24 protein-coding genes and 1 pseudogene are annotated in these 25238 nt (G+C 63.2%); 11 read left to right on the top strand and 14 right to left on the bottom strand.

Annotation, left to right across the window (positions count from 1 at the left end; translation table 11 throughout):
• Positions 1 to 8 precede the first annotated feature (8 nt).
• On the bottom strand, positions 9 to 1595 hold the full coding sequence (locus AC0L39_RS16245; protein WP_473259422.1) for a fatty acid--CoA ligase: 1587 nt from the start codon (positions 1593 to 1595) through the stop codon (positions 9 to 11).
• On the bottom strand, positions 1592 to 1900 hold the full coding sequence (locus AC0L39_RS16240) for a hypothetical protein (protein WP_473259420.1): 309 nt from the start codon (positions 1898 to 1900) through the stop codon (positions 1592 to 1594). The genes AC0L39_RS16245 and AC0L39_RS16240 overlap by 4 nt, the downstream gene beginning before the upstream one ends.
• A gap of 7 nt (positions 1901 to 1907) precedes the next feature.
• On the opposite strand from AC0L39_RS16240, the gene AC0L39_RS16235 reads away from it, so the two are divergent.
• Positions 1908 to 2111: a PaaI family thioesterase gene (locus tag AC0L39_RS16235; RefSeq protein WP_473259418.1), complete on the top strand. Its 204-nt coding sequence runs from the start codon at positions 1908 to 1910 to the stop codon at positions 2109 to 2111.
• A gap of 28 nt (positions 2112 to 2139) precedes the next feature.
• On the opposite strand, the gene AC0L39_RS16230 is transcribed toward AC0L39_RS16235, so the two are convergent.
• The 3 genes from AC0L39_RS16230 to AC0L39_RS16220 are packed head-to-tail and all read right to left on the bottom strand — an operon-like array spanning position 2140 to position 3677.
• Positions 2140 to 2679, bottom strand: coding sequence for a nuclear transport factor 2 family protein (locus AC0L39_RS16230; RefSeq protein ID WP_473259416.1), 540 nt, complete (start codon positions 2677 to 2679; stop codon positions 2140 to 2142).
• Positions 2676 to 2978, bottom strand: coding sequence for a zinc-binding dehydrogenase (locus AC0L39_RS16225; protein WP_473259414.1), 303 nt, complete (start codon positions 2976 to 2978; stop codon positions 2676 to 2678). The genes AC0L39_RS16230 and AC0L39_RS16225 overlap by 4 nt, the downstream gene beginning before the upstream one ends.
• On the bottom strand, positions 2979 to 3677 hold the full coding sequence (locus AC0L39_RS16220; RefSeq protein WP_473259412.1) for a zinc-binding dehydrogenase: 699 nt from the start codon (positions 3675 to 3677) through the stop codon (positions 2979 to 2981). It lies immediately after the preceding gene.
• A 126-nt stretch (positions 3678 to 3803) separates the two neighbouring features.
• On the opposite strand from AC0L39_RS16220, the gene AC0L39_RS16215 reads away from it, so the two are divergent.
• A complete protein-coding gene (locus tag AC0L39_RS16215; RefSeq protein ID WP_473259410.1) occupies positions 3804 to 4751 on the top strand; it encodes an SDR family oxidoreductase in 948 nt (315 codons plus the stop codon).
• 110 nt (positions 4752 to 4861) lie between these two features.
• Here the strand turns inward: AC0L39_RS16215 and AC0L39_RS16210 are convergent, their stop codons facing one another.
• The 4 genes from AC0L39_RS16210 to AC0L39_RS16195 all read right to left on the bottom strand — a co-directional run bounded on the left by AC0L39_RS16210 (position 4862) and on the right by AC0L39_RS16195 (position 10245).
• Positions 4862 to 6010, bottom strand: coding sequence for an aromatic ring-hydroxylating oxygenase subunit alpha (locus AC0L39_RS16210; protein ID WP_473259408.1), 1149 nt, complete (start codon positions 6008 to 6010; stop codon positions 4862 to 4864).
• A gap of 247 nt (positions 6011 to 6257) precedes the next feature.
• Positions 6258 to 7814 carry a TonB-dependent receptor gene (locus tag AC0L39_RS16205; protein WP_473262427.1) on the bottom strand — a complete coding sequence of 519 codons (1557 nt, stop codon included), beginning with the start codon at positions 7812 to 7814 and terminating at the stop codon, positions 6258 to 6260.
• A gap of 43 nt (positions 7815 to 7857) precedes the next feature.
• The gene (locus AC0L39_RS16200; protein WP_473259407.1) at positions 7858 to 8715 is read right to left on the bottom strand and encodes a TonB-dependent receptor plug domain-containing protein; all 858 of its coding nucleotides are present in this window, start codon (positions 8713 to 8715) and stop codon (positions 7858 to 7860) included.
• Positions 8716 to 8934: 219 nt separating this feature from the next.
• Entirely contained in the window at positions 8935 to 10245 is a 1311-nt protein-coding gene (locus AC0L39_RS16195) for an aromatic ring-hydroxylating oxygenase subunit alpha (RefSeq protein ID WP_473259405.1), read from the bottom strand.
• Between the two features lie 148 nt (positions 10246 to 10393).
• Between AC0L39_RS16195 and AC0L39_RS16190 the strand changes: the two genes are divergently transcribed.
• Both AC0L39_RS16190 and AC0L39_RS16185 read left to right on the top strand, forming a co-directional pair.
• Positions 10394 to 11200, top strand: a complete 807-nt coding sequence (locus AC0L39_RS16190) for an SDR family oxidoreductase (protein WP_473259403.1) — start codon at positions 10394 to 10396, stop codon at positions 11198 to 11200.
• The gene (locus AC0L39_RS16185; RefSeq protein WP_473259401.1) at positions 11172 to 12503 is read left to right on the top strand and encodes a spinster family MFS transporter; all 1332 of its coding nucleotides are present in this window, start codon (positions 11172 to 11174) and stop codon (positions 12501 to 12503) included. The genes AC0L39_RS16190 and AC0L39_RS16185 overlap by 29 nt, the downstream gene beginning before the upstream one ends.
• An 11-nt stretch (positions 12504 to 12514) precedes the next feature.
• On the opposite strand, the gene AC0L39_RS16180 is transcribed toward AC0L39_RS16185, so the two are convergent.
• Positions 12515 to 13282, bottom strand: a complete 768-nt coding sequence (locus AC0L39_RS16180; RefSeq protein ID WP_473259399.1) for an SDR family NAD(P)-dependent oxidoreductase — start codon at positions 13280 to 13282, stop codon at positions 12515 to 12517.
• Entirely contained in the window at positions 13282 to 13929 is a 648-nt protein-coding gene (locus AC0L39_RS16175) for a glutathione S-transferase family protein (RefSeq protein WP_473259397.1), read from the bottom strand. The genes AC0L39_RS16180 and AC0L39_RS16175 overlap by 1 nt, the downstream gene beginning before the upstream one ends.
• Before the next feature lie 113 nt (positions 13930 to 14042).
• Here AC0L39_RS16175 and AC0L39_RS16170 point away from each other — a divergent pair, with 113 nt between their 5' ends.
• From AC0L39_RS16170 to AC0L39_RS16160, 3 genes are read left to right on the top strand one after another with little or no spacing between them, the layout of a single operon-like run.
• The gene (locus AC0L39_RS16170) at positions 14043 to 15212 is read left to right on the top strand and encodes an acyl-CoA dehydrogenase family protein (protein ID WP_473259395.1); all 1170 of its coding nucleotides are present in this window, start codon (positions 14043 to 14045) and stop codon (positions 15210 to 15212) included.
• A gap of 48 nt (positions 15213 to 15260) precedes the next feature.
• Complete coding sequence (locus AC0L39_RS16165) at positions 15261 to 15812, top strand: PH domain-containing protein (protein WP_473259393.1); 552 nt, start codon at positions 15261 to 15263, stop codon at positions 15810 to 15812.
• Positions 15809 to 17392, top strand: a complete 1584-nt coding sequence (locus tag AC0L39_RS16160; protein WP_473259391.1) for a PH domain-containing protein — start codon at positions 15809 to 15811, stop codon at positions 17390 to 17392. Before AC0L39_RS16165 ends, AC0L39_RS16160 begins: the two co-directional genes overlap by 4 nt.
• Before the next feature lie 32 nt (positions 17393 to 17424).
• Here the strand turns inward: AC0L39_RS16160 and AC0L39_RS16155 are convergent, their stop codons facing one another.
• Positions 17425 to 17754, bottom strand: coding sequence for a GNAT family N-acetyltransferase (locus AC0L39_RS16155; protein ID WP_473259390.1), 330 nt, complete (start codon positions 17752 to 17754; stop codon positions 17425 to 17427).
• A gap of 81 nt (positions 17755 to 17835) precedes the next feature.
• Complete coding sequence (locus AC0L39_RS16150) at positions 17836 to 18636, bottom strand: hypothetical protein (protein WP_473259388.1); 801 nt, start codon at positions 18634 to 18636, stop codon at positions 17836 to 17838.
• Positions 18637 to 18795: 159 nt separating this feature from the next.
• On the opposite strand from AC0L39_RS16150, the gene AC0L39_RS16145 reads away from it, so the two are divergent.
• Together AC0L39_RS16145 and AC0L39_RS16140 are read left to right on the top strand one after the other, a co-directional pair.
• Entirely contained in the window at positions 18796 to 19806 is a 1011-nt protein-coding gene (locus AC0L39_RS16145) for a threonine aldolase family protein (RefSeq protein WP_473259386.1), read from the top strand.
• Between the two features lie 31 nt (positions 19807 to 19837).
• Entirely contained in the window at positions 19838 to 20737 is a 900-nt protein-coding gene (locus AC0L39_RS16140; protein WP_473259384.1) for a DMT family transporter, read from the top strand.
• Here the strand turns inward: AC0L39_RS16140 and AC0L39_RS16135 are convergent.
• On the bottom strand, positions 20720 to 21502 hold the full coding sequence (locus AC0L39_RS16135) for an NAD-dependent epimerase/dehydratase family protein (RefSeq protein ID WP_473259382.1): 783 nt from the start codon (positions 21500 to 21502) through the stop codon (positions 20720 to 20722). The genes AC0L39_RS16140 and AC0L39_RS16135 overlap by 18 nt on opposite strands.
• Before the next feature lie 53 nt (positions 21503 to 21555).
• Between AC0L39_RS16135 and pepN the strand changes: the two genes are divergently transcribed.
• Together pepN and pgeF are read left to right on the top strand one after the other, a co-directional pair.
• Entirely contained in the window at positions 21556 to 24240 is a 2685-nt protein-coding gene (gene pepN, locus AC0L39_RS16130) for an aminopeptidase N (RefSeq protein ID WP_473259381.1), read from the top strand.
• Positions 24233 to 24993 (top strand): annotated as a pseudogene (pgeF, locus tag AC0L39_RS16125) (peptidoglycan editing factor PgeF). The gene pepN and the pseudogene pgeF overlap by 8 nt, the downstream one beginning before the upstream one ends.
• Positions 24994 to 25238: the final 245 nt, after the last annotated feature.

Genomic DNA, 25238 nt, shown 5'->3' with positions numbered 1-25238 from the left:
GACCCGCTTCAGTTGACCGCACGGTCCTTGCCTTCCCAATAGGGAGCGCGCAGTTCGCGGCGCAGGATCTTGCCCGAAGGATTGCGCGGCAGGGCTGCGATGAAGTCGACCGATTTGGGGCATTTGTACCCGGCGATATGCTCGCGCGCATGGGCGATGATATCGGCCTCGGTCAATTCCGCACCGACCTTGACCACGATGCAGGCCTTCACCTCTTCGCCCCATTTCTCCGACGGAATGCCGATCACCGCGACATCGGCCACAGAGGGATGGGCATAGAGCGCGTTCTCGACTTCGGCAGGATAGATGTTCTCACCGCCGGAGATGATCATGTCTTTCACCCGGTCGTGAATAAACAGGTAGCCGTCCTCGTCGAGATATCCCGCATCGCCGGTGCGCAGCCAGCCCTGTGCGTCGATGGTCTCGGCGGTTGCATCGGGGTTGTTCCAGTACCGGCTCATGTTCTTCGAGGAGCGCGTGGCGATCTCGCCGACCGTATTCGCGGGCACTTCCTTGCCGTCCTTGTCGATTATCTTGACCTCGACGCCGGGCAGCGGCGCGCCGACGCTGCGCATCCGGGGCGAGCCTTCGGGGACGTGATCTTCGGGATCGAGCGCGACGATCGTGCCGCTGGTCTCCGTCATGCCGTACATCTGAACGTACCCGCAGCCCAGCACCTCCATCGCCTCGCGCATGAGTTCCAGCGGGATGGGGGATGCGCCGTAGGTGACGTATTTGAGACGGCTGAAATCGACCTCCCGAACGCGCGGGTGATTCAGCAGGATCTGGATCGCGGCGGGCACGAGGAATATCTTGGAAATGTTGTAATTCTCGATCAGGTCCAATGCCTTGGTCGGATCGTATTCGGGCAGAACGATCGAATTCGTGCCTGCCACCATCGTGCCGATGCCGGTCCCCGTCCCGCTGATGTGAAAGCACGGCATGGCCAGCAGGGTAACGTCCCCCTCGACCGGCTCCTGCCATGCGCGCATCTCGCCCTGACCCGCTGCATCGCGGCTCGACAGGATCGATCCATGCGTCATCACCGCGCCCTTTGGCCGCCCGGTCGTGCCCGAGGTGTAAAGCTGAAGCGCATCGTCCTCGGCGCCGACATTGGTGATAGCCGGATCGGCGGGAAAGCCGTCGCGCCAGATGCGGTAATCGGTGCCCGCGTGATCGGGCGCGTCGATGCCGATGACCTGATCGACCTTGGGCGTCTCACTGCGCACCTTGGCGAGAATTTCGGAGAAGCCTTCGCCGACGAATACGATCCGCGCCTCACAATTGCCGAGGATATAGGCGATTTCGGGCGGGGCGAGCCGCCAGTTTACCGGTGTCATCACCGCGCCGATCTTGGCCGCGCCCAGCAGCGCTTCGAAATAGAGCGGGTGGTTCTTGCCGAGGAATGCGACGCGCTCTCCCTTGGTCACACCCAGCCCGGTTAGCGCATTGGCGACCCGGTTGCTGCCCTCGTTAAGCTGCGCAAAGGTGATGACTTCATCGCCGAATGTGAAGGCGGGCGTATCGCCTTGCGCCTGCGCATGTTCGCGCACGATATCGCAAAAGGATTCCGCCTCTTGCGCAGATTTGGTCAAAGTGTCCTGTCCCATGCAGCCAAGGGTAGGCGCGCGCGGGTGAAGGGGGCATTGGCATAATTCATAGCGGCGCGCCGCGAGGCGCGCGCTACATTCGCGCAATGAACGATCCCGATCCGCCGCCCGGTTTTGCCAGGGCCGATTTCACGCCCGGCTTCCTCGATCACGGAGGGCCGTATTTCCTGAAAGCGCGCGAGGGCGCACCGCAGGTCGCGGGCCTGCGGATCATGCCGCACCACATCAATTACCAGCACGCAGCGCATGGCGGAGTGATCTCGACCTTCGCCGACGTCGCTCTCAGCCATGCCGTGTATGACGCCGAGCGTACCGCGGCTTGCGCCTTCGACGATCACGCTGAGCGTGAATTATCTGGCCGGCGCAAAGCTCGGCGATTGGCTGGAGGCTTTTGTGCGGATCGACCGGATGGGTGGACGCACGGCCTATACCAGCGGAGAAATCCTGCGCGGCGATGAAGCAATCGCGACGATGACCGGCGTGTTCGCGATCCGGCGGTAGTGAATTTGCGAGCTGCCCATAGCCCGCGTCATGAACGAAAACGCACCACCACGGGGGTCGAGGGATCGCGGTCATCGTGATAGCCGCAAGACCCCTCGGGCATTTCGGACAGGTCCACGCCTTCGACTTCGCGAAATTCGCGCCAGTCGTAAAACCCTTCGCGGTGCATGATCCGCCACTCCCCCTGTATGCGTTCGAACCGGTCGACATAACGGCCCGCGATGACGGCGGAGTAGACCTTGCCCTTGTCGGGGAAGACATCGGCAATCGCATAACCCGGCGGAATGGTGTGCATCGCGGTCATGTAGGTCTCAGTGTGGCACAAATCGTCGCCATCGAACCCGAACTGCACCTGCCCAAGCTGGTGCTGGGTGACGAGGCAGGGGTCGATGATGGCGCGCGCCTGATCGACGAAGCCCTGCCACGGGCCTGACACCGTGCCGAAACCGAATGTTGCCTGCGGATGGAACAGGTTCGCCATCATGTCCCAGCGGCGGCGGTCGATCGCGTGCGCATAGGCTGCGATCACATCGGTGATGGCGGCGCGGTCTTCCAGTCGCATGTTCATTGATCGAGCTCCACGATGACCTTGCCGATATTGCCGCCGGTAAACAGCTTTTCATACGCGGCAAGCGTGTTTTCAAGACCGTGCGTCACATCGTAAGGCATGTGCAGTTTTCCTTCGTCGAGCCAGCCTTTCAGCCGCGCGGTGAGCCGCTCGCCCTGGTCCATGAAGTCGGGCGAGAAGAAGCCCTCTACCCGCAGGCGGCGCATCAGGATCTGGTCGAATTCTGCGGGCGATGTGCGCGTGCCCGACCCGTAATCGGCAAGCAGCCCGCATACCGCGATCCGTCCGTAATGGTTCATCTAAGTGAGCACTTCGTCGAGCAGCGGCCCGCCGACATTGTCGAAATACACATCGAACCCGCCTGCGGCATCAAGCTGCGCGCCGACATCGCTCCCCTTGTAATCGACAGCCCCCGCGATGCCGATCTCTTCGGTCAGGAACCGGCATTTCTCTGCGCCGCCCGCGATCCCCCACGCCTCGCAGCCGAGCAGCTTCGCGATCTGCACGGCGAGGATGCCGGTCGCGCCTGCCGCTGCGGATACCAGCACGCGCTCGCCTTGCTTGGCCGCGCCGGTTTCTTCGATCCCCCACAGCGCGGTCCACCCGTTCATCCCGAGCGGCCCGAACCACGCACGCTTGTCCGCCACCGACGGATCGAGCTCTATCGCGCCGCTCATTGCCGCATCGACCTGGCTCAGCGCGCCCCACACGCCGAAAGCGCGCACGAGATCGCCTTCCGCAAAGCCGTCGGTCCGGGACGCGGTGACCTCGCCGACGACCAGCCCCGTCATCGGCGCGCCTACGGGCAGCGGCGGCTGGTAGCCATCTTCGCGGCTCGTCAGCCACAGCCGCGCGCCCGCATCCATCGATAGCATCGCATTGCGGATGCGGATCTCGCCGTCCGCCAATTCGGGCAGCGGCTCCTCGACCAGCGCCAGTGCGCTTGAGAAATTCGTGCCTTCGGGGCGGCGTTCTATGCGCCAGAATTGATTGTCCATGCGCATCTTGTCCGCACCGCGGGCCGCTACGGCAAGCTGCGCTTTTGCTAGGTCGCTATCACTTTGGCGCGGTGCGCCGGGCCATGCGCAAACTTAGTCTGGCGGCCATCTTATAGGAGAGAGACTATGGCACTCATCACGGTCATCGGCGCATCGGGCAGGCAGGGTATGGCGCAGGTGCGCCAGGCGCTGAAGGCCGGATACGACGTGCGCGCGATCTCGCGGCAGGAAGACCCGTTTGGCGGCTCGAAGATCGACGGCGTGGAGCGGGTCGAGGTGCGCCCAATGGACCTTTACGATACCGCCACGTTCAAGCCCGCGCTCGAGGGGTCGGATTATGTCTTCTACACCCACCCCTTGCAGGCCCGCGCCGACCGCGCTGTGCTGATCGGCGATCTGGGGAAGGTCGCCGCAGAGCTCGATGTGAAGCGCGTGGTCTGGAATACGTCGAGCTGGATACCCGATCGTCCAGGCGATCCCTTCACTTATGGGGAGAACACCAAGGGCATCAACGCGCTGTGGCGCTCCGGCGCTCCGGGCACGGTGTTCGGCAGCGCGCTGTTCATGGATAACTTGCTGACCAATTGGGCGCGGCCTTTCATCGTCAATGAGGGGCGCTATGTGTACCCGCACAACCCCGAGCTTGAAGCGAACTGGATCAGCCTCGACGATGTGGCGAAGTTCATGCTCGCCAGCCTCGAACGCCCCGACATGGAAGGCGCGTGGCTCAATATTGGCGGGCCGGAGCGCCTGGTCGGCAAACAGGTGACGAAATACCTGTCCAAGGCGCTCGACAAGGACATCACCTACGATCCGTGCACGCCCGAGGAATTCGGTCGCTACCTGGTCGAGGCGGCGGGCGACACCATGCCGCCCGAAATGCGCGAGGATTTCGCCAAGGGCATTCAGGCGTTCTACGAATATAACAACGAGGCACCGACCAGGCCCTTCGAGGTCGACATGGACCACGTCTACGAACGCTTCCCCGAACTCGACGGCAAACTGGAAGACATGGGCGAATGGACCAAGCGGCAGGATTGGGGAGAGAGCAATTTCCGGCCTGCGTTTGGTTGAATGTCGTTAGTCTTGCGCACGCCCATCCGACCTGGCGCCCGCATCGACGCGATCCTTGATCGCATGAGCGAGGAAATCGCGCGCCGGATGGCGTGCGGACGCAAGACACATTACTCCGCAGCTTCGCGCTGCTCGCTTGCGAATATCTCCAGCAAGTCCTCGTCGCTCGCATTGGTCAGCTTGTCGACCCATTGGTGGAAGACCTGTCCGCCGCGCTCGTTCTTGCCGAACAGCACGTGTTCGAGCATTCCAGACTGCAACGCTTCGTGCTGACGCTTGCCCGTAGCGTAATCCTCGTCTCGCACCACGATTTCGAGGAAGTCGAATTGCTCGTGCGCCGATTTGACCTGCTCTTCGCTCTCGGGCTGGTTTTCCATGACGTAATATTGCGTCGTGGTGCTGCTCCCGACGTCCTCACCGGGGAACAGCTGGCTGATCAGCGCCCCGCGCTGGCCGCCGCCGTAAAAGCTTGCGATCGAGATGTGCGGAAAGATCGTCCACACGCCCTGCGTCAGCGCATCGGGCGGCAGCTCGTCATCGCTCATCTCGGTAAGGTCGAGCTGTTCGTCGCTACCCGTCTTCTGCGCGAATTTTGACGGGCTGGAGAGCCGCTGGTGCGGGCCCCAGAAAAAGTAGTTCGCGCGGTTGAAGAAGTCTGCGCCGAACGTGTCCTTGTGCAGGACCGGAAGGTGATAGAAATCGAGATAGCCGTCATAGGCGGTCTTCCAGTTGGGCCCGGCAATCGTGCGCTGGCTGAACAGGGTCCAGTCCCTGAACCCGAACGCATCGAGCAGCGCGTCATAGCCGCTCAGATAGTCCGGGATGGCCAGCTTGGAATCGAGATCGAGCGTCGCCCAGATCAGCCCGGCGCTTTCGTGCGAGGGGAAGCGTTTGAGGCACAGCGCAGCCTTGTCGACCGCGCCGAAATCCTTCGCGCTGGCAACGCCCAGCAGGTCGCCATTATTCTTGAAGGTCCAGCCGTGATAGCCGCAGGTGAAGCGGCTCGCATTGCCCGTGCCGCTCACCACCGGATTGCCCCTGTGCGAACACATGTTGAGAAACGCCGCAACGCTGCCATCGCGCTGGCGGGTCAGCAGCAGCGGGACGCCGCAAATGTCCATCGCCTTGTAATCGCCCGGCTCGGGCAGCTCGCATGACGGTGCGACCATCAGCGGCAGGCGGCGAAAGATATTGCGCTTCTCGCGCTCGTAAAGGTCGGGGTCGGTGTAGGACGCGGCGGGCACGCTGCACGACCTCATCGGCATATTCCATCGTATCGACCGCGCCGTGCTCGACGAGGCTGCGGGTCATGGCGATCAATTCTTCGCGCGACATCGTGGTTTTCCTTCGAAGACTGGCTTGTCGGCATGATGCGCGCCTGGCCCGCCGGGGCGCAATGCGCGTTTTTGTGGGGGCGCTTTTACAGCAAGCCGTCGCAACCCGCGCCCTCATGAAAAGGGCGGACCTCATTCAAGGCCCGCCCTTCGGTGACGAATCGCAAATGCGTCAGAATTTGAAGCTGGTCTCCACAAACACCTGACGCCCGCGGTTCTGGGTCAGGATGATGTCATCGCCATTGGCCGGCAGGAATGGCCGCCCGGCAGATGTGTTGGTCCAGATCTCGTCGGCGAGGTTCACGCCGACCACTGACAGTTTCCAGTTCCCGTCCGGATGCCCGATCGATGCGCGCGCATCGAAAGTGACATAGCCATCCTGTATGAAGTCATTGGCGAACGTGTCTTCATTGGTGAGGTAATCGTCGGAGAAGATCGCATTGCCGCCCAGGCCGAGTTCGAGGCTGCTTCCCAGCGGCACGAAATAATCGAACGCTATGTTGCCCGACCATTGCGGTGCGCGCGCCGCGTCGCGTCCGTCGAGGTCCTCGCCTGCACTGGTCACGAACTCATCGGTGAACTGCGCATCGAGATAGGCGAGGTTGGCCGACAGGCTCAATCCGTCAATCGGAGTGCGCCAGCTGAATTCGACGTCCACGCCTTGCGAGGTGAGCTCACCGGCATTCAGTGTCAGGAACTGAATGTTGATCGGATCGAAGTTCTGCACCTGCAAATCGTCGAAAACATAATAATACGCAGTCGCGTTGAGGGTGACACTGCGATCAGCCCATTGCGACTTGAACCCGATTTCGCCGCCGAGTGTCGTTTCGGAATCGAAGATCAAGGCCCCGAAATCGCCCGAAAGCGCTGCAACGCTCAGACTGTTTGATGGTAGGGCAGAGTTGTCGATGCCGCCCGATTTGAAGCCGGTCTTGAACGAGGCGTAAACGTTGATGTCGTCGGTCGCCTGGTATTTCAGGGTGACTTCAGGTGAGATGTTGTCATCGGCAAAATCGATCGGACCCGAGAAGAAACCCGGTGCCACAAAGCCCGGCCCTTGCAGGAATGTATGCAGATAGGGAACGGAGATGATCGATCTCTTCGTCTCATCGGTGTAGCGCACACCGCCTGACAGCTCGAGCCGGTCGGTCAGGTCGAAAATGACCGAACCGAAGACAGAGAACGCTTCGGTCTTGGTCGTCTGGCGCTTGTCCCAGTCATAGGTGAACCCGGTGACCGGATCTGGACCGAGGAACGAGATGTTAACCGCCTGTTGTGCGGTGTCGAACACGAAAGTGCGATCCTCGTAGAACACGCCCAGCATGAAGTTGAAGGCGCCGTCGAAATCGGAAGTCAGGCGCAGTTCCTGGGTGTATTGCTCAAGCGTGTTGAGCGGGTCGGAAGAGCCCACGCCTCCGGGCACGCCTGGTGCGAGCAGACCGCCATAGGAATAGTTGTCGAAGTCCACCGAGTTCAAATCGAGGAAACCGCTCGTCGATGTCAGCGTCAGGTGGTCCGACAGATCGAGGTTGAACAGCAGGCGGCCAAACCAGACATCGGTTTCGCCGAAAGGAACACCGTTGCGCCCGGCTGCTTCCGATGGGGTGGGTACGCCGCCTGCCAGGGGCGGCGCTGCATCGGGCAGGAAGTATTTCTGATCGGTGTCGTTGCAATCGTAGCCCGGATCGATGATCAGGCCGCCCTGCAAGAGGAAGATGGAATCGGCCACACCGTTCGCGCCGCAATTCAGGTCCGAATGCTGGATCGCGCCGTCATTGGTGTTGCGAACATATTGGAGCTTGAAATTGGCATCGAAGCGGTCGCTCGGCTGAAAATCGAGTGTCAGGCGCGCGACGAGGTTGTCCTGTCCCCGGAACCGGCTCGTTGGCAGCCGGTGTGCCGTCCTGCAGCTCGACATACTCCTCGATATCGTTCCACTGCGCTGCAACGCGAATACCGAGCGTATCGGTGAGCGGGCCCGAGACATAGCCGTTGAGCGTGTAGCCCTTTTCCTCGAATTCGTACTGCGCGCGCCCGCCGACTTCCCATGTCGAGGTTGGGTCGGCGGAGCGGATGGAGAACACGCCGGCAGAAGCCGACTTACCGAAAAACAGCGATTGCGGACCCTTGAGCACGTCGATCTGCTGGGTGTCGAAGAAGCCCGCCTGAACCAGCCGCATGGTCGAGACCTGCACGCCGTCGAAGTCGAATGCGACCGCCGAATCGAACGCGGCCGAGATGTTGGAAGAGCCCACGCCGCGCAAGGACAGCTGGCCGCCCGAACCCGAACCGCCCACTTGCACATTCAGGGTCGGAACCCGGCTGGTCACGTCGGCCACCTGGTCGACACCGTAGCGTTCCAGCGTTTCGCCGCCGATAACGGTCACCGCGACCGGCACTTCCTGCAGGGTTTCGGTCTGGCGCCGGGCCTGCACGAGGATCACGTTGTCGTTGATCGTATCTGTCAGCCCGCCGTCATCCTGCTCGGCCTCGATGACGTCTTCGTCCTGCGCCAGGGCGGCCTGTGGCATCGCGGCGAAGGCTGCGATTGCGGCCCCGCCAAGCAGTGTGCGGCGCAGGGCGCTCGCGCCTTTGCCGGAGGCAATGCGGGTGTGAAGTACGTTCATCATGCTCTCTCCCTTGTGGTTCGCCAAAGCGTGTCGCTTGCGTCCCAGTCCCCAACCCAGAGATGCGTTATTCGCACCTTCCGATGTGGGGCTGAGTGTATGGAGGGGGCCATCACCGCTCATCTAGCAAAAGCGCTAGGCACGAGAGCAAAGTGCGCTAAAATGGCAACATCACTCGATTATTCTGCGATGCCGTAGCGTCATTTACGTTAACGGAAGGTGCTACTCAGCCGCTTCGCGCCGGGCCCCTGCGGCCTGTTCCATCTGTTTGACACGCGGATCATTGGGCCAGGTCCAGTCCTCCCCGAGCACTTGCGCCACGCGCAACTCCTCCGGGACCTTGCCCACTCCGATCATGCGGTCGCACGATTGGTGAAAGGCGTAGATGCGCGCCTCCTGGTAGGACAGCGGCACACTCTTGAAGGCGGCGCTTTGCATGCTCTGCTGGATCGCCTCACCGAACTGCGTGTCCTCTAGGATGATCGGGCTCATCTGCCGCCCGCCCGGCTGGCTTTCATCGGGCACGGTCCAGAGGTCCGGCGCGGGCGCGTCTCCCCAATCGAGCGCCATCGTCACCAGTTCCAGCCGCGTTGTCGTGAGCGAGGTCGGCCAGAACACCAGCGGCGGGACGAAATAGTTCGACAGCGGCGAGACCCAGTTGGGAAACAGTGTGTAGCTCTGCGTGCAGGTGCGCCCGATCTCGCCCACCGTATCGATCTGCCGCCATCCGGGCGGGCTATCGACCGCGCGGACATGTTCGCGGTCGGTCTCGTGCGGCGGCGGAGCGAGCATACGTGCATGGCCGTTGGGATACAGGGTGTTGAGATTGCGCTTCGGATCGACCAGCGGCGCGACCGTTTCCGGGTGGATGTAGGGCACATGGTAGACCTCCATGTTGGCCTCCATCGCCACCTTCCAGTTGCAATTGAGATCGAAGGAATGGCGCGCCGCAAGCCGGATGCGGTCAAAGGCAAACTCCTCCCATTCATCCCATAGCGGCCCAAGCCACTGTTTCAGAGGCATCGCGTCGTCATCAAAGTTCACGAAAATGACATTGCCGAGCAATTCGCAGCGCACCGGGATCAGGCCCCGGCAGCTCATGTCGAAATCGGGCGGGAAGTCCTGCCGCTCGGGCACGCCGACGAGGCTCCCGTCGGTCTTGTAGGTCCAGTTGTGATAGCCGCACATCAGCCGCGACGACTTGCCGAATGCCTCGGTCACGACCGGTGCGCCGCGGTGGCGGCACGTGTTGTAGAACGCGCGCACCGTCCCATCCATTCCGTGCACGATGACGATGGGATCGCCCGCATTGTGCCAGCGCATGTAGCAGCCGCGTTCGGATATCTCGTCCATGTGGCCGGCAAACAGCCAGCTCTTGCGAAAGATATGCTGCTGTTCGAGCTGAAAATATTCTTCGCTGGTGTAGCGCGCAGCGGGCATGTCGGGCAGCTTGGGAAAGCCATCTGGCGGGGCGCCGCGCGTCCCCTCCCAATCCATCAGTGCCCGCAGCTGAGCGATTTCCTCTTCGGTCATCTTGCTCGTTCTCCTGCTGGACAGATTGCCCGCCGTCCGGCGCCCGTGCACCTCCCACTTTGATGCAAAACCCATTTGTTTAGCCAGTGGTGCGCGCCCGCGCTGCCGATACGTTCGTTCGCATAAACAGAAGCCGCAGGAGAGAGATATGGTCGGCCAGGGGCAAGGGCGCGTAAAGGGCCGGGTGGCTCTCGTCACAGGGGGCGCAATGGGGCTTGGCAAGGCCGATTGCGAGGCGCTTGCGCGGGAAGGCGCAAAGGTGATCGTCACCGACCGCGAGGTTGAAACCGCGCACAAGGTGGCGGACGCTATCGGCGGCGATGCGATGGCGCTCGACGTGACCGACGAACAGCAATGGAAAGACGTGATGCACGCAGTCGAGGAACGCCACGGCGGGCTCGACATCCTCGTCAACAATGCCGGCAATGTCATCTTCGAGAATATCGAGGATTGCCCGCTCGATCATTTCAAGCTTCATCTCGACATCCATGTCGTCGGCACGTTCCTGGGCTGCAAATACGCTCTGCCGCTGATGAAGCACCGGCATGAGAAAGCAGGCGGCGCCAGTAATGGTCATGGGGGCTCCTCGATCATCAACATGGCCTCGACTGCGGCACTGATGGGCTACCCGATGATCCCGGCCTACACCGCCGCCAAGGGCGGGATCAGCGCCATGACGCGCTCGATTGCGATGCATTGCCAGGATGAAGGGTATGGCATCCGCTGCAACGCGCTTGCCCCCGGCGGGATCGAGACGCCGATGGTGCGCGACATTTCGGGCCGCGCGGGCGAGGAGCTGATGGAGATACCCGGCGGCCCGCTCCCTGCTGATGCGCTGGGCGCGCCTAGCGACATCGCCAATTGCGCGCTGTTCCTCGCTTCGGACGATGCGCGGTTCGTGAACGGGGTGACCCTGCCGGTGGATAATGGCCTCGACGCCCGGCCCCACCATTAGCGCCCCCGGCACCGATCCTGCCGCCCCGGCGCAAGAAAGCGGTGCCTATCGCTGGTATGTGCTTGGCCTGCTGACGATGGTCAGCATGTTCTCGATAGCGGACCGGCTGGTGTTCTCGATCCTGCTGGAGGACATCAAGGCGGAGTTTTCGTTCTCCGACGGCCAGATCGGCCTGCTTGGCGGCCTCGCCTTTGCCGCGACCTATGTGATCGTCGGCTTTCCCGCCGCGCGGCTGGCTGACCGGTCGGTGCGCAAGAACATCGTGTCGGCTGCGATCACGTTCTGGAGCGCGATGACCGCCCTGTGCGGGCTGGCGACGGGCTTCTGGACGCTGTTCCTTGCGCGCACGGGCGTGGGCGTGGGAGAGGGGTGTTCGGGCCCCGCCTCGCAAAGCCTCGTCGCGGATTATTTCCGGCGTGAGGAACTGGCCAAGGCGATGGGCATCCTCACGCTGGGTGCGACGATGGGCACGGCGGGCGGATTGCTGGTCGGCGGTCAGCTCAACGAATTATTCGGCTGGCGATGGGCGTTCGTGTTGATGGGCCTACCGGGCATGGCCATCGGCGCAGTGGTCTATTTCACCATGCGAGAGCCGCGCCGCGGACAATACGCGCCCAAGGATGCGCAGATGGAGCAGCAGCCGCTGTGGGAGACCGCGCGCACCCTCACCAGCAACCGCGTGTTCATGGGGCTCGCGGTCGGATGGGCGGTGCAGATCATGATCGGCTATGCGCTGGCGTTCTGGATGGCGGCAGTGATGATGCGCAATTTCGGCATTTCGAGCGGCGATGTCGGCATCTATCTTGGCCTCGCCTTCCTCATCGGAGGCATTCCCGGACCCATCCTCGGCGGCCTCGTCGCAGGCTGGCTCACCCGGCGCGACGAGCGCTGGCGGGCGTGGCTGCCGGGCATGGTGAGCCTCGGCTGCGTCCTGCCGCTCGGCCTCAGCCTGTCATCGGACAGCTTCTGGCCATTCCTCATCTATTTCGCCTTTGCCTATGCGATCTATGTTGCGAGCCAGGCGCCGATCCTTTCAGGAATACAGGCGGCGGTAGAACCGGGGCAGCGCGGGTTTGCAGTCGCGATAGCGTTGTTCTTCAACAACCTTGTCGGGCAGGCGCTCGGTCTGGCGGTGATCGGCTGGGTGAGCGACTGGCTTGCCCCGACGCAGGGCTCGCTGTCGCTGACCATAGCGGTGTTTGCGGTGTGCCTCGTCTCGGGTCTGCTGGCGATGGCGGTGTTCGCGTGGACCGCTGCGCAGATGGGCAGGAGCGGCTATCTGGCTCGCATGGCGACGCCTTAGGGCCGTGCGCGCTAGAAGCCGGGGTGAACCGACAGCGCTCCGCCATCGACCAGCATTTCCGCGCCGGTCATGAAAGGGCACTCATCGCTGGCGAGGAAGGCAATCGCCGCCGCCGTCTCATCCGGATCGCCCAGCCGGTTGAGCGGAGAGGTCGCCGCCACAGCCGCTTTCAGTCCGGGCATGTGCTGTTCGGCATTGTCGAGAATGCCGGTTTCGGTCGCGCCGGGGATCACGGTATTGCAGCGGATGTTGTAGCCTTCCTTGGCGCAGTGCACCGCGACCGACTTGCTCAGCACCCGCACCGCGCCCTTGCTAGAACAATAGGCGACATCGCCCGGCAGCGCCGCCATTGCAGAAGTCGAGGCGATGTTGATGATGGCGCCCGATGATCCCCCAAGGTTCTGCTTCATCGCTGCGATGGCCGCGCGGCATCCCGCCATCGTCCCCCTGATGTTGATCGCATAGGTGCGGTCCCATACCTCGTCCGTCACGTCCTCGATCGAATGCTGCGAAACCGCGCCGGCATTGTTCACGAGGATGTCGAGCCGCCCGAATGCGCTTACCGCCCGATCCACGATTCGCGGCCACAGGCCGGTATCCGCCACGTCCTGCTGTGCAAATTGCGCGCCCGTTTCGAGGCAGAGTTTCGACCCTGCCTGCGCATCGATATCGGTGCCGAGCACCTCTGCCCCCTCGGCCCGCAAGCGCCGCACTGTCGCCGCGCCGATCCCGCTTGCGCAGCCGGTTACGATTGCAGTCTTGCCCGAGAGGTCTGGCATTACTCCGCCTGCTGCCACACGCCCGCGCATTCCCGCTGGTTATGCGTATCGACGAACCGCGCGAGATTGTCCGTGCCCTCGGGCAACTTCCAGCCGACAGTGAACCCGAAATTGGCGAACGCGAACACCAGCAGGTCGGCAAAGGTGAAGCGGCCCAGAGCAAAGTGATTGCTCCCGCCGAGTGCGCCATCGAACCAGCGCCATTTCTCGTCGGACATGGCCGATAGTTCCGCGCCTGCGCTTTCGCTCACCACGCTCATGCGCGGTTCGAACATGGGCCGCCCGCCGGTTGCGCGGAAACCCATCGTCATGGGCACGACGACCTCCTGATCGAACAGCCGCGCCCATTTGCGCACTTCGGCACGCTCCCGCGATGTTTCGCCGAACAGGTTGGGCGAGGGGTGCTCTTCCTCGAGAAACTCGCAGATCGGCCAGCTTTCGGTCAGGCACGTGCCGTCATCCAGCTCCAACGTCGGGATCGTGCCGAGCGGGTTCTTCTCTATGTAATTGGAATCCTGCCGGTTCTCTCCGGTGATGATGTCGTAATGGACCCGCTCGAAGTCCTTGCCTTCCTCAAGGCCCTTTTCGATCATGAACATGCGCACGAGGCGGGGGTTCGGCCCCAAGCTGGAATGGAGTTTGGTCATCGTCTCTCTCCTGATCTTTCGTTGCTGCCGACCCTATGCGCTAGGGTCTTGCGCGTCGCCCTCACAAATGCGCTAGGGGACACAGGCGGGACAAGAGGACTTAAACGAGCGCTATGGATTTCAACCTGACCAACGAGCAGCGCGAGCTTCAAGATACCGCGCGCAAATTCGCCCGCGCCGAATTGCCGGAGCTGGCGCGCGACATGGAAGCAAACGATTATCCCGTGCCGCCCGACATGCTGCGCACCTACGGCGAGATGGGCTTTCTCGGGGTGAACCTGCCAGAGGAATATGGCGGGCTGGGCCTCGGCCATGTCGAGGCGCTGCTGGTGCTCGAAGAATTCGCGCAGGTGTCCAACGCGGTAGCCTTCCCGGTGTTCGAGGCGCTGACCGGACCGGTCCGCACAATCGAGAAATTCGGCTCGGACGCGATGAAAGCGAAGGTCCTTCCCGAAGTCATCAAGGGCGACAAGATCGTCGCGGTTTCCATGTCGGAGCCCGATGCGGGGACCGCGCTGACCGATCTCAAAACCAAGGCAAGGCCTGACGGCAATGGCTATGTCGTCAACGGCTACAAACGCTGGACCAGCGGCGGCGGGCACTCCGATTACTACGTGACCTATTGCCGTTTCACCGACGATGCAGGCGCAAAGGGGATCGGCGCGATCCTGCTTGAAAAGGACATGGAGGGAATGCAGTTCGGCAAGCGCGAGGAGCTGATGGGCTTTCGCGGCATCCCGACCGCCGACTTTGCGATCGAGGATGTGAAGGTGCCGGGCGAGAACGTCATCATCGGGGCTGGTGGCTTCGGCAAATTGATGAGCGCCTTCGGGCTGGAGCGCTGCGGCAATGCGACCCAGAGCCTCGCCGTGGCGGCCGCGGCGCTCGAACAGGCGCTGGCCTACACGCAGGAGCGCGAGGCGTTCGGCAAACCCATCGTCGATTTCCAGGCGGTGCAATTGAAGCTGGCCGAGATGGCGATGAAGGTCGAGGCCGCGCGCCTGCTGATCCACCGCGCGGCTGCCAATGCGAGCGCGCAGGAGGACGGCCTGCCCACGGTCTATGAAAGCTCGGTCGCCAAGTGTTACGCCAACGAGATCGTGCGCGAGGTTACCGCGCTCGGGATGCAGGTGATGGGCGGATATGGCTATCACAAGGATTACGGCATGGAACAGCGCCTGCGCGATGCCTATGCGTGGGGGATCGCGGGCGGCGCGATCGACGTGCAGAAGACCAACATCGCAAGCGCCATGATCGGGCGGCGTTTCAACCAGCGGAAATAATGGCATTACCGCTTGCGCGCCTGCGCGGCCTTGCTCATGAAACGCGGAATGGAAACAACCGCAACTTCTGCGCCGCAAGGCCTGCCCGATCAATCGCCGAGCGCCTCCCTAGGCGGGCCGGTCGATGACGAGACTGCGCTCACGCAGCTTCACCCCAATTACAAGACTGCGCTCAGGGTCAGGGCGGCGCTCACCTCGATACCGTTCCTGGTCGGCGCACTGGTGCTGGAAAGCGCCATTGCCGAAAACGAGTTCATGCCGACCGGGATCGTGATCGGAGCGGTCGTCCTGATCGCCGTGCTCGTCATCATCCGCCTGCCCGCGCGCCGATACCTTGCGCGCGGCTACCAGATTTCCGCCGACCGGCTGCGCGTGGTGCGCGGGATGCTGTGGCGCTCGGACACGGTCGTGCCGTTTGGGCGGGTGCAGCATATCGACGTCGACCAGGGCCCGCTCGAACGGTTCTTCGATATCGCGACGCTGACGCTCCACACCGCCGGCAATCATAATTCCTCGGTGCAATTGCCGGGGCTGGGCCATGATCTGGCAACGCAGATGCGCGAGGAAATCCGCGCGCATATCAAGCGGGAGAGCATGTGAGCGAGACTGCGCTTGACAGCGCTGCGGTTTCCGTGCCGGTGACGGCAAAAGCGCCGGAAGCCGCGCCGCAGCGCACCGCTCCGCTCAGCGTCGGGATCGGACTCTTGAGCTCGGTCCAGAACGCCCTTGTGCCCATCGCGCTCGTCGCATTCAGCAATCGCGGCGGCGGATACGGCATCCTCGCGGCGCTCGCCATCGGCGTTGCGATCATCGGCATCGGCGGTCTGTTTTCCTACCTGCGCTGGCGGCGGCTGACCTACACGATCGGAGCGCAGGACATTCGAGTCGAGAGCGGCGTATTGAGCCGCGCGGCGCGCTCGGTTCCCTATGAGCGCATCCAGGACGTCAGCCTTGAGCAGAAACTGCTGCCGCGCCTGTTCGGGTTGGTCGCGGTCAAGTTCGAGACCGGGGCCGGGGGCGGCGATGACCTCAGCCTCACATACCTCACCGAAGACGCAGGCGAAGAGCTGCGCCAGCTGATCCGCGAGCGACGCGATGCAAAAGCGCACAGCGAACTGTCCGCTGCCGCCGGCGAACCGGCGCGGCGCGAACCTGAGCCCGAAGCCGAAGCGCTGTTCAAGATGGGGCCGGGACGGCTGTTCACCTTCGGCCTGTTCGAATTTTCGCTGGCGGTCTTCGCCGTGCTGGCCGGCCTTGCCCAATATCTCGACGGGTTTATCGAGATCGGCGACGCCATCGACCTGGCCGGCGCATGGTTCAGCGATCGCGGTGAAGAGGTCGCCGCGCTTGGCGCGACCGTGCAGATCGTGAGCGCGCTGGCCGGGCTGCTCGCGGTGTTCGTGGTCGGATCGGCGACCGGCATGATCCGGGTCTTCACTCGCGAATGGGGTTTCCTGCTGGAGCGCACCGCGCGCGGGTTCCGGCGCAGGCGGGGGCTGTTCACGCGCACCGACGTGGTCATGCCGATTCACCGCGTGCAGGGTGTGATGATCGGGACACGCGCGCTCCGCTATCGCTTCGGCTGGCACAATCTCCGCTTCGTCAGCCTCGCGCAGGACGCCGGTTCCTCGAGCCACGTCGTCGCTCCGTTTGCGAAGATGGACGAGATTGCCCCGATCATCGCAGCGGTCGGCTTTACTCTTCCAAACGATGATGCCGACTGGCACCGCGCCAGCAGGAAATCCCGGAACGACAGCGCAATTATCGATGCGCTCTTTTTCCTTCTCGCGGCAATCGTCACCGGGGCTGTGGCCCTCGCGCAGGGTCCGGAGTGGTTCGTGTTCGCCGTTTCGATCCCGCTCGCGCTGGCAGCGATTGCCGCCGGCGCGAACCTGCTCGCGTGGCGGTTCCAGCGCCACGCGCTGGACGCGGCGCAGGTAATGGTGACCAAGGGCGTGCTCGCCCCGCGCAGCCAGATCGCAACGCGGCTCAAACTGCATTCGGCCGAAATTGCACAAGGTCCGATTGCGAGGCTGCGCGGCTATGCCACGGTGCATCTTGGGCTCGCAGGCGGCGAGTTCGCAATCCCCGGCGTGCCACTGGAGCGTGCGCGCGAGGTCCGCCGCGAAGTGCTAGAGACTATTGCCGCGACCGATTTCTCCGAACTGGAAACCGCGTAGGCGCGGCGTTCAGCTCTGGAAGCGCTTACAAATCAAGCGCGCAAGTCCGCCCAGTCGGGATTTTCCTCGAACTTTGCCGCGACGTAAGAACAGCGTGGTTCGATCCTGAAGCCGCGCTCGCGCGCATCTGAGACGAGCCGTTCGACCAGCTGCGCCGCGACCCCGCGCCCGCCTATGGCATCCGGCACGACCGTGTGCGTCGCGACCCTGACATCGCTCGCAACTGTCTCCTTCGGCAGACCGGTGCGCGGCTCCCATTCCAGATAGCCCTGATGGTCCTCGCCCACGACGTCGGCGACATATTTGCCGCCCTGTCCTTGCGCGTGATGGGTTATGGATACTTTGGTTCGCTCGCCGGTCATCGGAAATGCTCCTTCGCGTGATTAACGCACCGCGAAGAAGCTCAGTTCCGACTATCCGCGGCCTGCCTCAGGGCACAAAGCTCAGCGACAATTGGGATGCCGGCCAATATCGCGGATGTCATAGACCCGGCCATCGGCGATGGTCACTTGCAGGCACTGTCTGCTCTGCGGCCTCCACATGATCGAATAGCGGGTGTTGTCATCGCCGAACCGGTCGACACGGGTAAAGCCGCGATCGCTGAGTTCGCCTCGGGCGCGCGGGCCTCTCCTGCCGATCAGGTCCTTGAAGCGCGCCTTCCGATCATAACCGCCGTGGCCATAATGGTAGTCGGAATTGTGCTGTCGCTGGTCGACGCCTGCCGAATAGCCGTTCGAGTATTCATCGGTGCGGTCGTAATTGTGATAGGCGAGGTTGTGCAGCCCGTCATTGTAGCCGCGCTCGTACTGGGCCTCGCGTGCATCGTCGTCGTGATGCCGGTTGTCGTCATGATGGTGTTTTTTGTGCCCGCCCAGAAGCGCCCCGAGGAGGACTGCCCCCGCTGCGACACCCACGGCGGCCGCAACATCGCCGCCGCCGTCGCCGCTTTTCTGGTTGCAGTCGCGATTGGAGGCATCGGTGATCGATGTGTAGCGACCATCGCGCGTGACAATATGCGCGCACTGCCTGGAATCGCGGTTCCACCAATAGGTGTGCTTCGTGTTGTGCCGCCCGGCATTGCCGGTGATGTAGGTGAAGCCGCGCTGCGCGACGCTCATCTCTGCCTGTCCGGCTCGCGCGCCGACGAGATCTCGGAGTGCGTCGGCATTGCGCGCGCCTACCGATGTGGCTGTCATGGCAGCGATTGCGGCCAGACCGATCGGCAGTTTCTTCGATGATTTCATGGCTTTCCCCTCCGTGGCAAGTGATCCGTTACCAGTCGTAATCGAGCAGGGATGATGCGTCCACTTACGAATAGGGCATATTTTTTACAGCCCGATCAGAATCCCGCGGATCAAGCTTGATCTTGCGTCGCCAGCCATCGGCTCTAGAGGCGGTAGGCCATGAGCAAGTTTCTATCCGACAATGCCGCCCCGGTGCATCCCAAGGTGTGGGAGGCCATGCGCGCCGCCGACTTTGCCGACAATCCGTATGACGGCGATGCGCTGTCGGTCGAGCTTGATGCGCGGTTCTCCGATTTGTTCGGGCGCGACTGCGCGGCGTTATGGGTGGCCACCGGTACGGCGGCGAATTGCCTCGCGCTCGCAACGATGTGCGAGCCGCACGGCGCGGTCGTGTGCCACGAAGAAGCGCATATCGAGGTCGATGAAGGAGGCGCGCCCGGCTTCTACCTTCACGGCGCAAAGCTGATGTTGTGTCCCGACGGACATGGCGGCGAGGGCGCTAAGCTGACCCCCGAAGGCATCGCCGCGCTGATCGATCCGATCCGCGATGACGTGCATCAGGTGCAGCCGCGCGCGATCGCGATCACGCAGGCCAGCGAATACGGCCTCAGCTATTCGCCCGCGGAGCTTGGCGCGCTGGCGGATTTTGCCAAGGCGCGCGGGCTCGGCCTGCACATGGACGGCGCGCGGTTTGCCAATGCGGCGGCGTTCCTTGGCGGGTCGGCAAAGGACGCTGCCGGGCCGGTGGACAGCCTCGCTTTCGGTTTCATCAAGAACGGCGGGATGAACGCAGAGGCGGTGGTGCTGTTCGATCCGGAGCAGGCGTCACAGGTCAAATACCGCCGCAAGCGCGCCGGCCACCTGCAATGCAAGGGCCGCTATCTCGCGGCGCAAATCCTCGCGATGCTCGATGGCGATCTGTGGCTCGCCAATGCGCGCCACGCCAACGCTGCGGCGCAGGAGATTGCGAGCGGCTGCGGCGAGCGGTTGATGCGCGCGCCGCAGGCCAACGAGCTGTTCGTGCGGCTTGCGGAAACCGAGCGCGAGGCGCTGCGCAGGCAGGGCTTCGAATTCTACGATTGGGGCGCGGATGCCGCGCGGTTCGTCACCGCCTGGAACACCAGCGACGACGATGCGCGCGCGCTCGGCAAGGCGATTGCATCATTGTGAGCTGCGGCCTGTGAGCCCGGCGCAGTCCCCGATGCTGAGCTGGCGGGTGATCCTGCCGTTCATCCTCACCGGTTCGATCTGGGGATCGACGTGGTTCGTGATCACCGGACAGATCGACGGCGTGCCTGCCGCCTGGTCGGTGTTCTACCGCTTTGCGATGGCGACCCCGGCGCTGTTCCTGGTCGCCTACCTCATGAAGCGGCGGCTGAAGCTGACCCGGCCCGAGCACATGCTCGCGGCACTTGTCGGCATCTTTCAGTTCAGCGGCAATTTCCTGTTCGTCTATCACGCCGAACTGTACGTGACTTCGGGTATCGTCGCGATGATGTTCGGGCTGCTGATGGTCCCCAATGCACTGTTCGCCCGCTTCTTTCTTGGCGAGTGTGTACAGGGCCGGTTTCTGCTGGGAAGCCTGATCGCGATTGTCGGGGTATCGTTCCTGCTGGTGCACGAATGGCGCGCCAATCCCGATGCGGGCGTGATCGGAGGCAATGTCGCGCTGGGCATCGTGCTGGCGATGCTGGGCATCCTTGCCGCCTCGGTCGCGAACGTGATCCAGGCGAACCCGACCGGTCGCGGCGTGCCGATGGTCAGCCTGCTGGCATGGGCGATGCTCTACGGAACGGTGTTCGATCTTGGCTTTGCCGCGCTGACCGCCGGTCCGCCCCCGGTGCCGACAAGCACCGAATACTGGGCGGGCATTGTCTATCTGGCCCTGATCGGATCGGTCGTGACCTTTCCCTTGCATTACAATCTGGTGCGCGAAATCGGTGCGGGCAGGACAGCCTACAACTCCATCCTCACCATCTCTGTCGCAATGGCGATCTCGACACTGTTCGAGGACTACCGCTGGACCGCGCTGACCGCTGGCGGGATGGTGCTCGCGGTCATCGGGATGGTGTTGGCTCTTCGCTCAAAGCAGCGCCGATAGGCCTTGCACATAGGTGGGATATACCGGCTTCCAGCCGAGCACTCGCTTGGCCTTGCCGTTCGCGACCCGGCGGTTCTCCGAATAGAAACCGAGCGCCATTTCACTGAGGTTCGCTTCCTCGAGCGTCTGCATGGGCGGCGGCTCCAGCCCCAGCAATCGGCAGGCATATTCGGTCACCGCATTGCCGCTGGCGGGCAAGTCGTCTGCGAGATTGTATGCCCCCGGCGGTGCGCCCTGCTCCAGCGCCGCGACCACTCCGGACACGATGTCATCGACATGAACTCGGCTGAAGACTTGTCCCGGCAGGTCGATCCGCCGCGCCTTGCCCTCGCGCACTCGGTCGAGCGCGCTTCGACCCGGGCCATAAATGCCCGGGAGGCGGAACACCCGTGCATTCATCGCCATCCACGCAGCATCGGCGTCAGAGCGAGCATTGCGGCGGCCCGTGCCGGTTGGCGAGCATTCATCGACCCAGGCGCCTTGCTGGTCGCCGTAAACGCCGGTGGAGGACAGGTAGAACAGCGAACGCCCGTGCAGCGCATCGCCATGGCTTTGCAGCACCGGATCGCTGCCCGCTTTGCGGTCGGGCGGGACCGAGGATAGAATGTGCGTCGCTTTGTCCAGCGCCGCACCTACCGCCGCCGCATCGCCGAAATCGATATTGCCGTCGCTACCGGTTGCATCGACCTGCCATTCGCGCATCCGCACCGCCGCGGCGATCCGCTTTGCCGTGTAACCAAGACCAAAAATGAACAATCGCGCCATAGATGCGTTCTAATCCCTTGACGCCCGCACAAATCAACTGAAATCGAGTTCCCATGGATATCGCAACCACCCCGACCAACCCCGAAGGCAATCCCGAACTCGCGGACGCGGCACAGATGCCGCATGATCCGCCGGTGATCCGGCGCGAGGATTATGCGCCCTATCCGTGGCTCGTGCCGCAGACCGAGCTCGACTTTGCGCTCGGCATCGACAGCACCCGCGTCACCTCGCGGCTTACAATCGTGCGCAATCCCGAAATCGAGTCGATCTCGCCCGAACTGCGCCTCAATGGCGACGGGCTGACAACCGACATGGTCACGGTCGACGGCGCGCGGTTCGGCGACTGGTCGATGGATGAAGGCGACCTGGTCGTAAATCTGCCGGGCAAAAGCCATGTGGTCGAAATCGTGACCCGGATCGACCCCAGCGCCAACACCGCGCTGATGGGGCTGTTCGCCTCGAACGGGATGCTGTGCGCGCAGTGCGAGGCCGAGGGCTTTCGCCGCATCACCTTCTTCCCCGACCGGCCCGATGTGCTCTCGACCTACCGCGTGCGCATGTCCGGCCCGAAAGACCTCTTCCCGATCCTGCTGTGCAACGGCAACAAGGTCGATGAAGGCGAGAGCGATGACGGCGCGCACTGGGCCGAGTGGCACGATCCGTGGCCCAAGCCGTCCTATCTCTTCGCGCTGGTCGCGGGCGATCTCGTCGCCAATTCCGCGCCCTTCACGACAAAATCGGGCCGCGAGGTCGAGTGCAATGTCTGGGTCCGCGAGGAAGACCTTGCCCGCACCGACCATGCGCTTGAATCGCTGCATCGTTCGATGAAATGGGACGAGGACGTGTTCGGCCGCGAATACGATCTCGACCTCTATAACATCGTCGCCGTGTCCGATTTCAACATGGGCGCGATGGAGAACAAGGGGCTCAACGTCTTCAATACGAAATACGTGCTGGCCGACCCCGACACCGCGACCGATGCCGATTTCGACGCGGTCGAAGGCGTGATCGCGCACGAATATTTCCACAATTGGTCGGGCAACCGCGTGACCTGCCGCGACTGGTTCCAGCTATCCTTGAAGGAGGGCTTCACCGTCCTGCGCGACCAGCTGTTCAGCCAGGACATGCAGGGCGAGGCGGTCAAGCGGATCGAGGATGTGCGCATCCTGCGCGCGGCGCAATTCCCCGAAGATGCAGGTCCGCTCGCCCATCCGATCCGCCCCGACAGCTACCGCGAAATCAGCAATTTCTATACCGCCACCGTTTACAACAAGGGCGCCGAAGTCATCCGGATGATGCGTCAGCTCGCAGGCGTCGAGGCGTTCCGGAAGGGCACCGACCTTTATTTCGACCGGCATGACGGCGAAGCGGCCACGTGCGAGGATTTCATCACCGCGATGGAGGACGGCGCCGGGCTCGAGCTTGCGCAATTCCGCCGCTGGTACCGGCAGGCGGGCGCGCCGCGTATCGAAGTCAGCCAGAAACTGGGCGACGGCGACGGGCTCGATGTAACCTTCAAGCAAACCGTCCCCGACACGCCGGGCCAGACCAAGAAGGGCGCGATGCACATTCCGCTGAGGGTCGCGGTCCATTGCCGCGAGACCGGCGCGCTCGGCGCAGAGCAACTGATCGAGCTGCGACATGACGAACAGACGATCACCCTGCCGCTCGCCGGACCCGTCCCGGTGCTGTCGGTCAATCGCGGATTTACCGCCCCGGTCGTGATCGAGCGCGAGCTGGAAAGCGAAGACCTCGTCTTCCTTGCCGCCAACGACGACGATCCCTTCGCCCGATACGAAGCCTTGCAGGATCTTGCAGTGCGCCACCTTGTCGCCGCCGCGAGCCGTGAGCTCGATCAGGCCGGGCGCGCCGAGGGAAAGCGGTTTGTCTGCGACGCATTTCGCGCAGTCCTCACCGACGAAACGCTCGATCATTCGATGCGCGGCGAGCTGATGATGCTGCCGAGCGAGACGTATCTGTTCGAAGCGATGGTAGGCAGCGATGCCGCCGGTATCCGCAAGGCCGAGCCGCTGGAAATTCACAAGGAGCGCGAGCAATTGAAGGCCGCCATCGGCTTCAATCTGAAGCGCGAGCTTGAGGCGCTTTACGCGCAGGTTGCCGAAGTGCCGTATGACGATCTGGCAGGCCGGGGCGCGCGCAAGGTGAAGACGCAGATCGCCGCGCTGTTCGCGGCGAGCGACCCGGATCGCGCGGCGGTCATGGCCTCGCGCCAGTTCGATCAGGCCGACAACATGACCGACCGGCAGGGCGCGCTCATGGTCCTGTGCGGACTTCAGCACCCGGCCCGCGAAGAGCGCTTGCAAGCGTTTTACGAGCGTTATCAGGGCAACGCTCTGGTGATCGACAAGTGGTTCACGCTGCAGGCGCTCTCGCTGCACCCGGACGTGCTTGCCCATGTAAGGGCGCTGGCCGAGCATCCCGATTTCACCATGAAGAACCCTAACCGCGTGCGTTCGCTCTACATGGCGTTCGCAGGCAATCCGCAGGGATTTCACGCGCATGACGGCTCCGGCTACCGGCTGATCGCCGACGTGATCCTCGAACTCGATCCGATCAATCCGCAAACCGCGGCGCGCTTTGTTTCTCCGCTGGGACGGTGGCGCCGGATCGAATCGGTCAAGGCAGGCCTGATGAAGGCCGAGCTGGAGCGGATCGCCGGGACGCAAGGTCTGTCGCGCGATACATTCGAGCAGGTCTCGCGCAGCCTCGATGGCTGACCTGCCGGATTTCGACATCGCCCGCGCCCACGCGCTCCGCGATGTCCCTCACGGCTTTTTCGGGAGCGCTGGGGGCCGTAACCAGTTCGGCTTCGGCGGTCCCGGAGACAGCGATGACATCCGCGCCGTGCGCGCGTGCCGCGGCACACGCGCTGGTCGCGGGTGCGCCGCTCGTTGCTCCGCACCAGGTCCACTCGCCCGATGTCATCACGGTAACCGCGCCGTGGGATGATGCCCCGGAGGGACGGCCCGAAGCGGATGCGCTGGTCACCGCGCAGCCGGGTATCGCGCTCGGCATCGTCACAGCCGACTGCGCCCCTGTGCTATTTGCCGACACGCAATCCGGAGTGATCGGCGCAGCCCATGCCGGATGGCGCGGCGCGCAGGGCGGTGTGGTCGAAAACACCCTCGATGCAATGGAGACGCTTGGCGCGGTTCGCGTTGATATCGTCGCTGCTATCGGACCGACGATTGCGCAGCGAAGCTATGAAGTGGACGCGCGATTCCGCGAAAATTTCACGCCCGCCGACGATCCGTTCTTCGCCCCGGCACCGGCGCGCGAAGGACGCCAGCGCTGGCACTTCGACCTGCCCGGTTACATTGCAGCCCGGCTTGCTCGATGCGGCGTCGCGAAAATTGAGGACCTCGGTACGGGATACTTTTGGCGATATCGAGCGTTGCCACTCTTACCGAAGAGCAATTCAGCGCGGCGAGTCAAATTATGGACGCCAGATCAGTGCGATCGCCCTGTGATTGTAACGCGTTGATGCCCGGTTCGCTGCGGATTGCGCCAAAGCGAACAAGGTGTGCTCAAAACACAGTTGGATTTCGCAAGGTTTGCGTCTATCTGCGCCGCGAGCCGTAACTTATCGGAGCGATGCTCGCTTCGCCCGCGGCTTGCAGGGGTGATCGAACCAGGATTACGCCGATGAGCGAACAGGTTTAACTTTTCCCCGCGCCGGCCCCGTTGCTGCGCGGGTACATTGAGCAAGGTAAGA

This window comes from Erythrobacter sp. K21-9 (assembly GCF_055808355.1).
This window is presented reverse-complemented; position numbering and strand designations above follow the sequence as displayed.

What these genes read in the sequence shown, in the direction of transcription:
- AC0L39_RS16225 (WP_473259414.1), bottom strand. Translation starts at nt 2,978, where the DNA reads ATGAACCATTACGGACGGATCGCGGTATGCGGGCTGCTTGCCGATTAC.
- AC0L39_RS16165 (WP_473259393.1), top strand. Translation starts at nt 15,261, where the DNA reads ATGGAAACAACCGCAACTTCTGCGCCGCAAGGCCTGCCCGATCAATCG.
- AC0L39_RS16185 (WP_473259401.1), top strand. Translation starts at nt 11,172, where the DNA reads ATGGCCTCGACGCCCGGCCCCACCATTAGCGCCCCCGGCACCGATCCT.
- AC0L39_RS16155 (WP_473259390.1), bottom strand. Translation starts at nt 17,754, where the DNA reads ATGACCGGCGAGCGAACCAAAGTATCCATAACCCATCACGCGCAAGGA.
- AC0L39_RS16195 (WP_473259405.1), bottom strand. Translation starts at nt 10,245, where the DNA reads ATGACCGAAGAGGAAATCGCTCAGCTGCGGGCACTGATGGATTGGGAG.
- pepN (WP_473259381.1), top strand. Translation starts at nt 21,556, where the DNA reads ATGGATATCGCAACCACCCCGACCAACCCCGAAGGCAATCCCGAACTC.
- AC0L39_RS16145 (WP_473259386.1), top strand. Translation starts at nt 18,796, where the DNA reads ATGAGCAAGTTTCTATCCGACAATGCCGCCCCGGTGCATCCCAAGGTG.
- AC0L39_RS16170 (WP_473259395.1), top strand. Translation starts at nt 14,043, where the DNA reads ATGGATTTCAACCTGACCAACGAGCAGCGCGAGCTTCAAGATACCGCG.
- AC0L39_RS16150 (WP_473259388.1), bottom strand. Translation starts at nt 18,636, where the DNA reads ATGAAATCATCGAAGAAACTGCCGATCGGTCTGGCCGCAATCGCTGCC.
- AC0L39_RS16175 (WP_473259397.1), bottom strand. Translation starts at nt 13,929, where the DNA reads ATGACCAAACTCCATTCCAGCTTGGGGCCGAACCCCCGCCTCGTGCGC.
- AC0L39_RS16200 (WP_473259407.1), bottom strand. Translation starts at nt 8,715, where the DNA reads ATGATGAACGTACTTCACACCCGCATTGCCTCCGGCAAAGGCGCGAGC.
- AC0L39_RS16135 (WP_473259382.1), bottom strand. Translation starts at nt 21,502, where the DNA reads ATGGCGCGATTGTTCATTTTTGGTCTTGGTTACACGGCAAAGCGGATC.
- AC0L39_RS16230 (WP_473259416.1), bottom strand. Translation starts at nt 2,679, where the DNA reads ATGAACATGCGACTGGAAGACCGCGCCGCCATCACCGATGTGATCGCA.
- AC0L39_RS16215 (WP_473259410.1), top strand. Translation starts at nt 3,804, where the DNA reads ATGGCACTCATCACGGTCATCGGCGCATCGGGCAGGCAGGGTATGGCG.
- AC0L39_RS16235 (WP_473259418.1), top strand. Translation starts at nt 1,908, where the DNA reads ATGACGCCGAGCGTACCGCGGCTTGCGCCTTCGACGATCACGCTGAGC.
- AC0L39_RS16190 (WP_473259403.1), top strand. Translation starts at nt 10,394, where the DNA reads ATGGTCGGCCAGGGGCAAGGGCGCGTAAAGGGCCGGGTGGCTCTCGTC.
- AC0L39_RS16140 (WP_473259384.1), top strand. Translation starts at nt 19,838, where the DNA reads ATGCTGAGCTGGCGGGTGATCCTGCCGTTCATCCTCACCGGTTCGATC.
- AC0L39_RS16210 (WP_473259408.1), bottom strand. Translation starts at nt 6,010, where the DNA reads ATGAGGTCGTGCAGCGTGCCCGCCGCGTCCTACACCGACCCCGACCTT.
- AC0L39_RS16220 (WP_473259412.1), bottom strand. Translation starts at nt 3,677, where the DNA reads ATGGACAATCAATTCTGGCGCATAGAACGCCGCCCCGAAGGCACGAAT.
- AC0L39_RS16240 (WP_473259420.1), bottom strand. Translation starts at nt 1,900, where the DNA reads ATGGCTGAGAGCGACGTCGGCGAAGGTCGAGATCACTCCGCCATGCGC.
- AC0L39_RS16180 (WP_473259399.1), bottom strand. Translation starts at nt 13,282, where the DNA reads ATGCCAGACCTCTCGGGCAAGACTGCAATCGTAACCGGCTGCGCAAGC.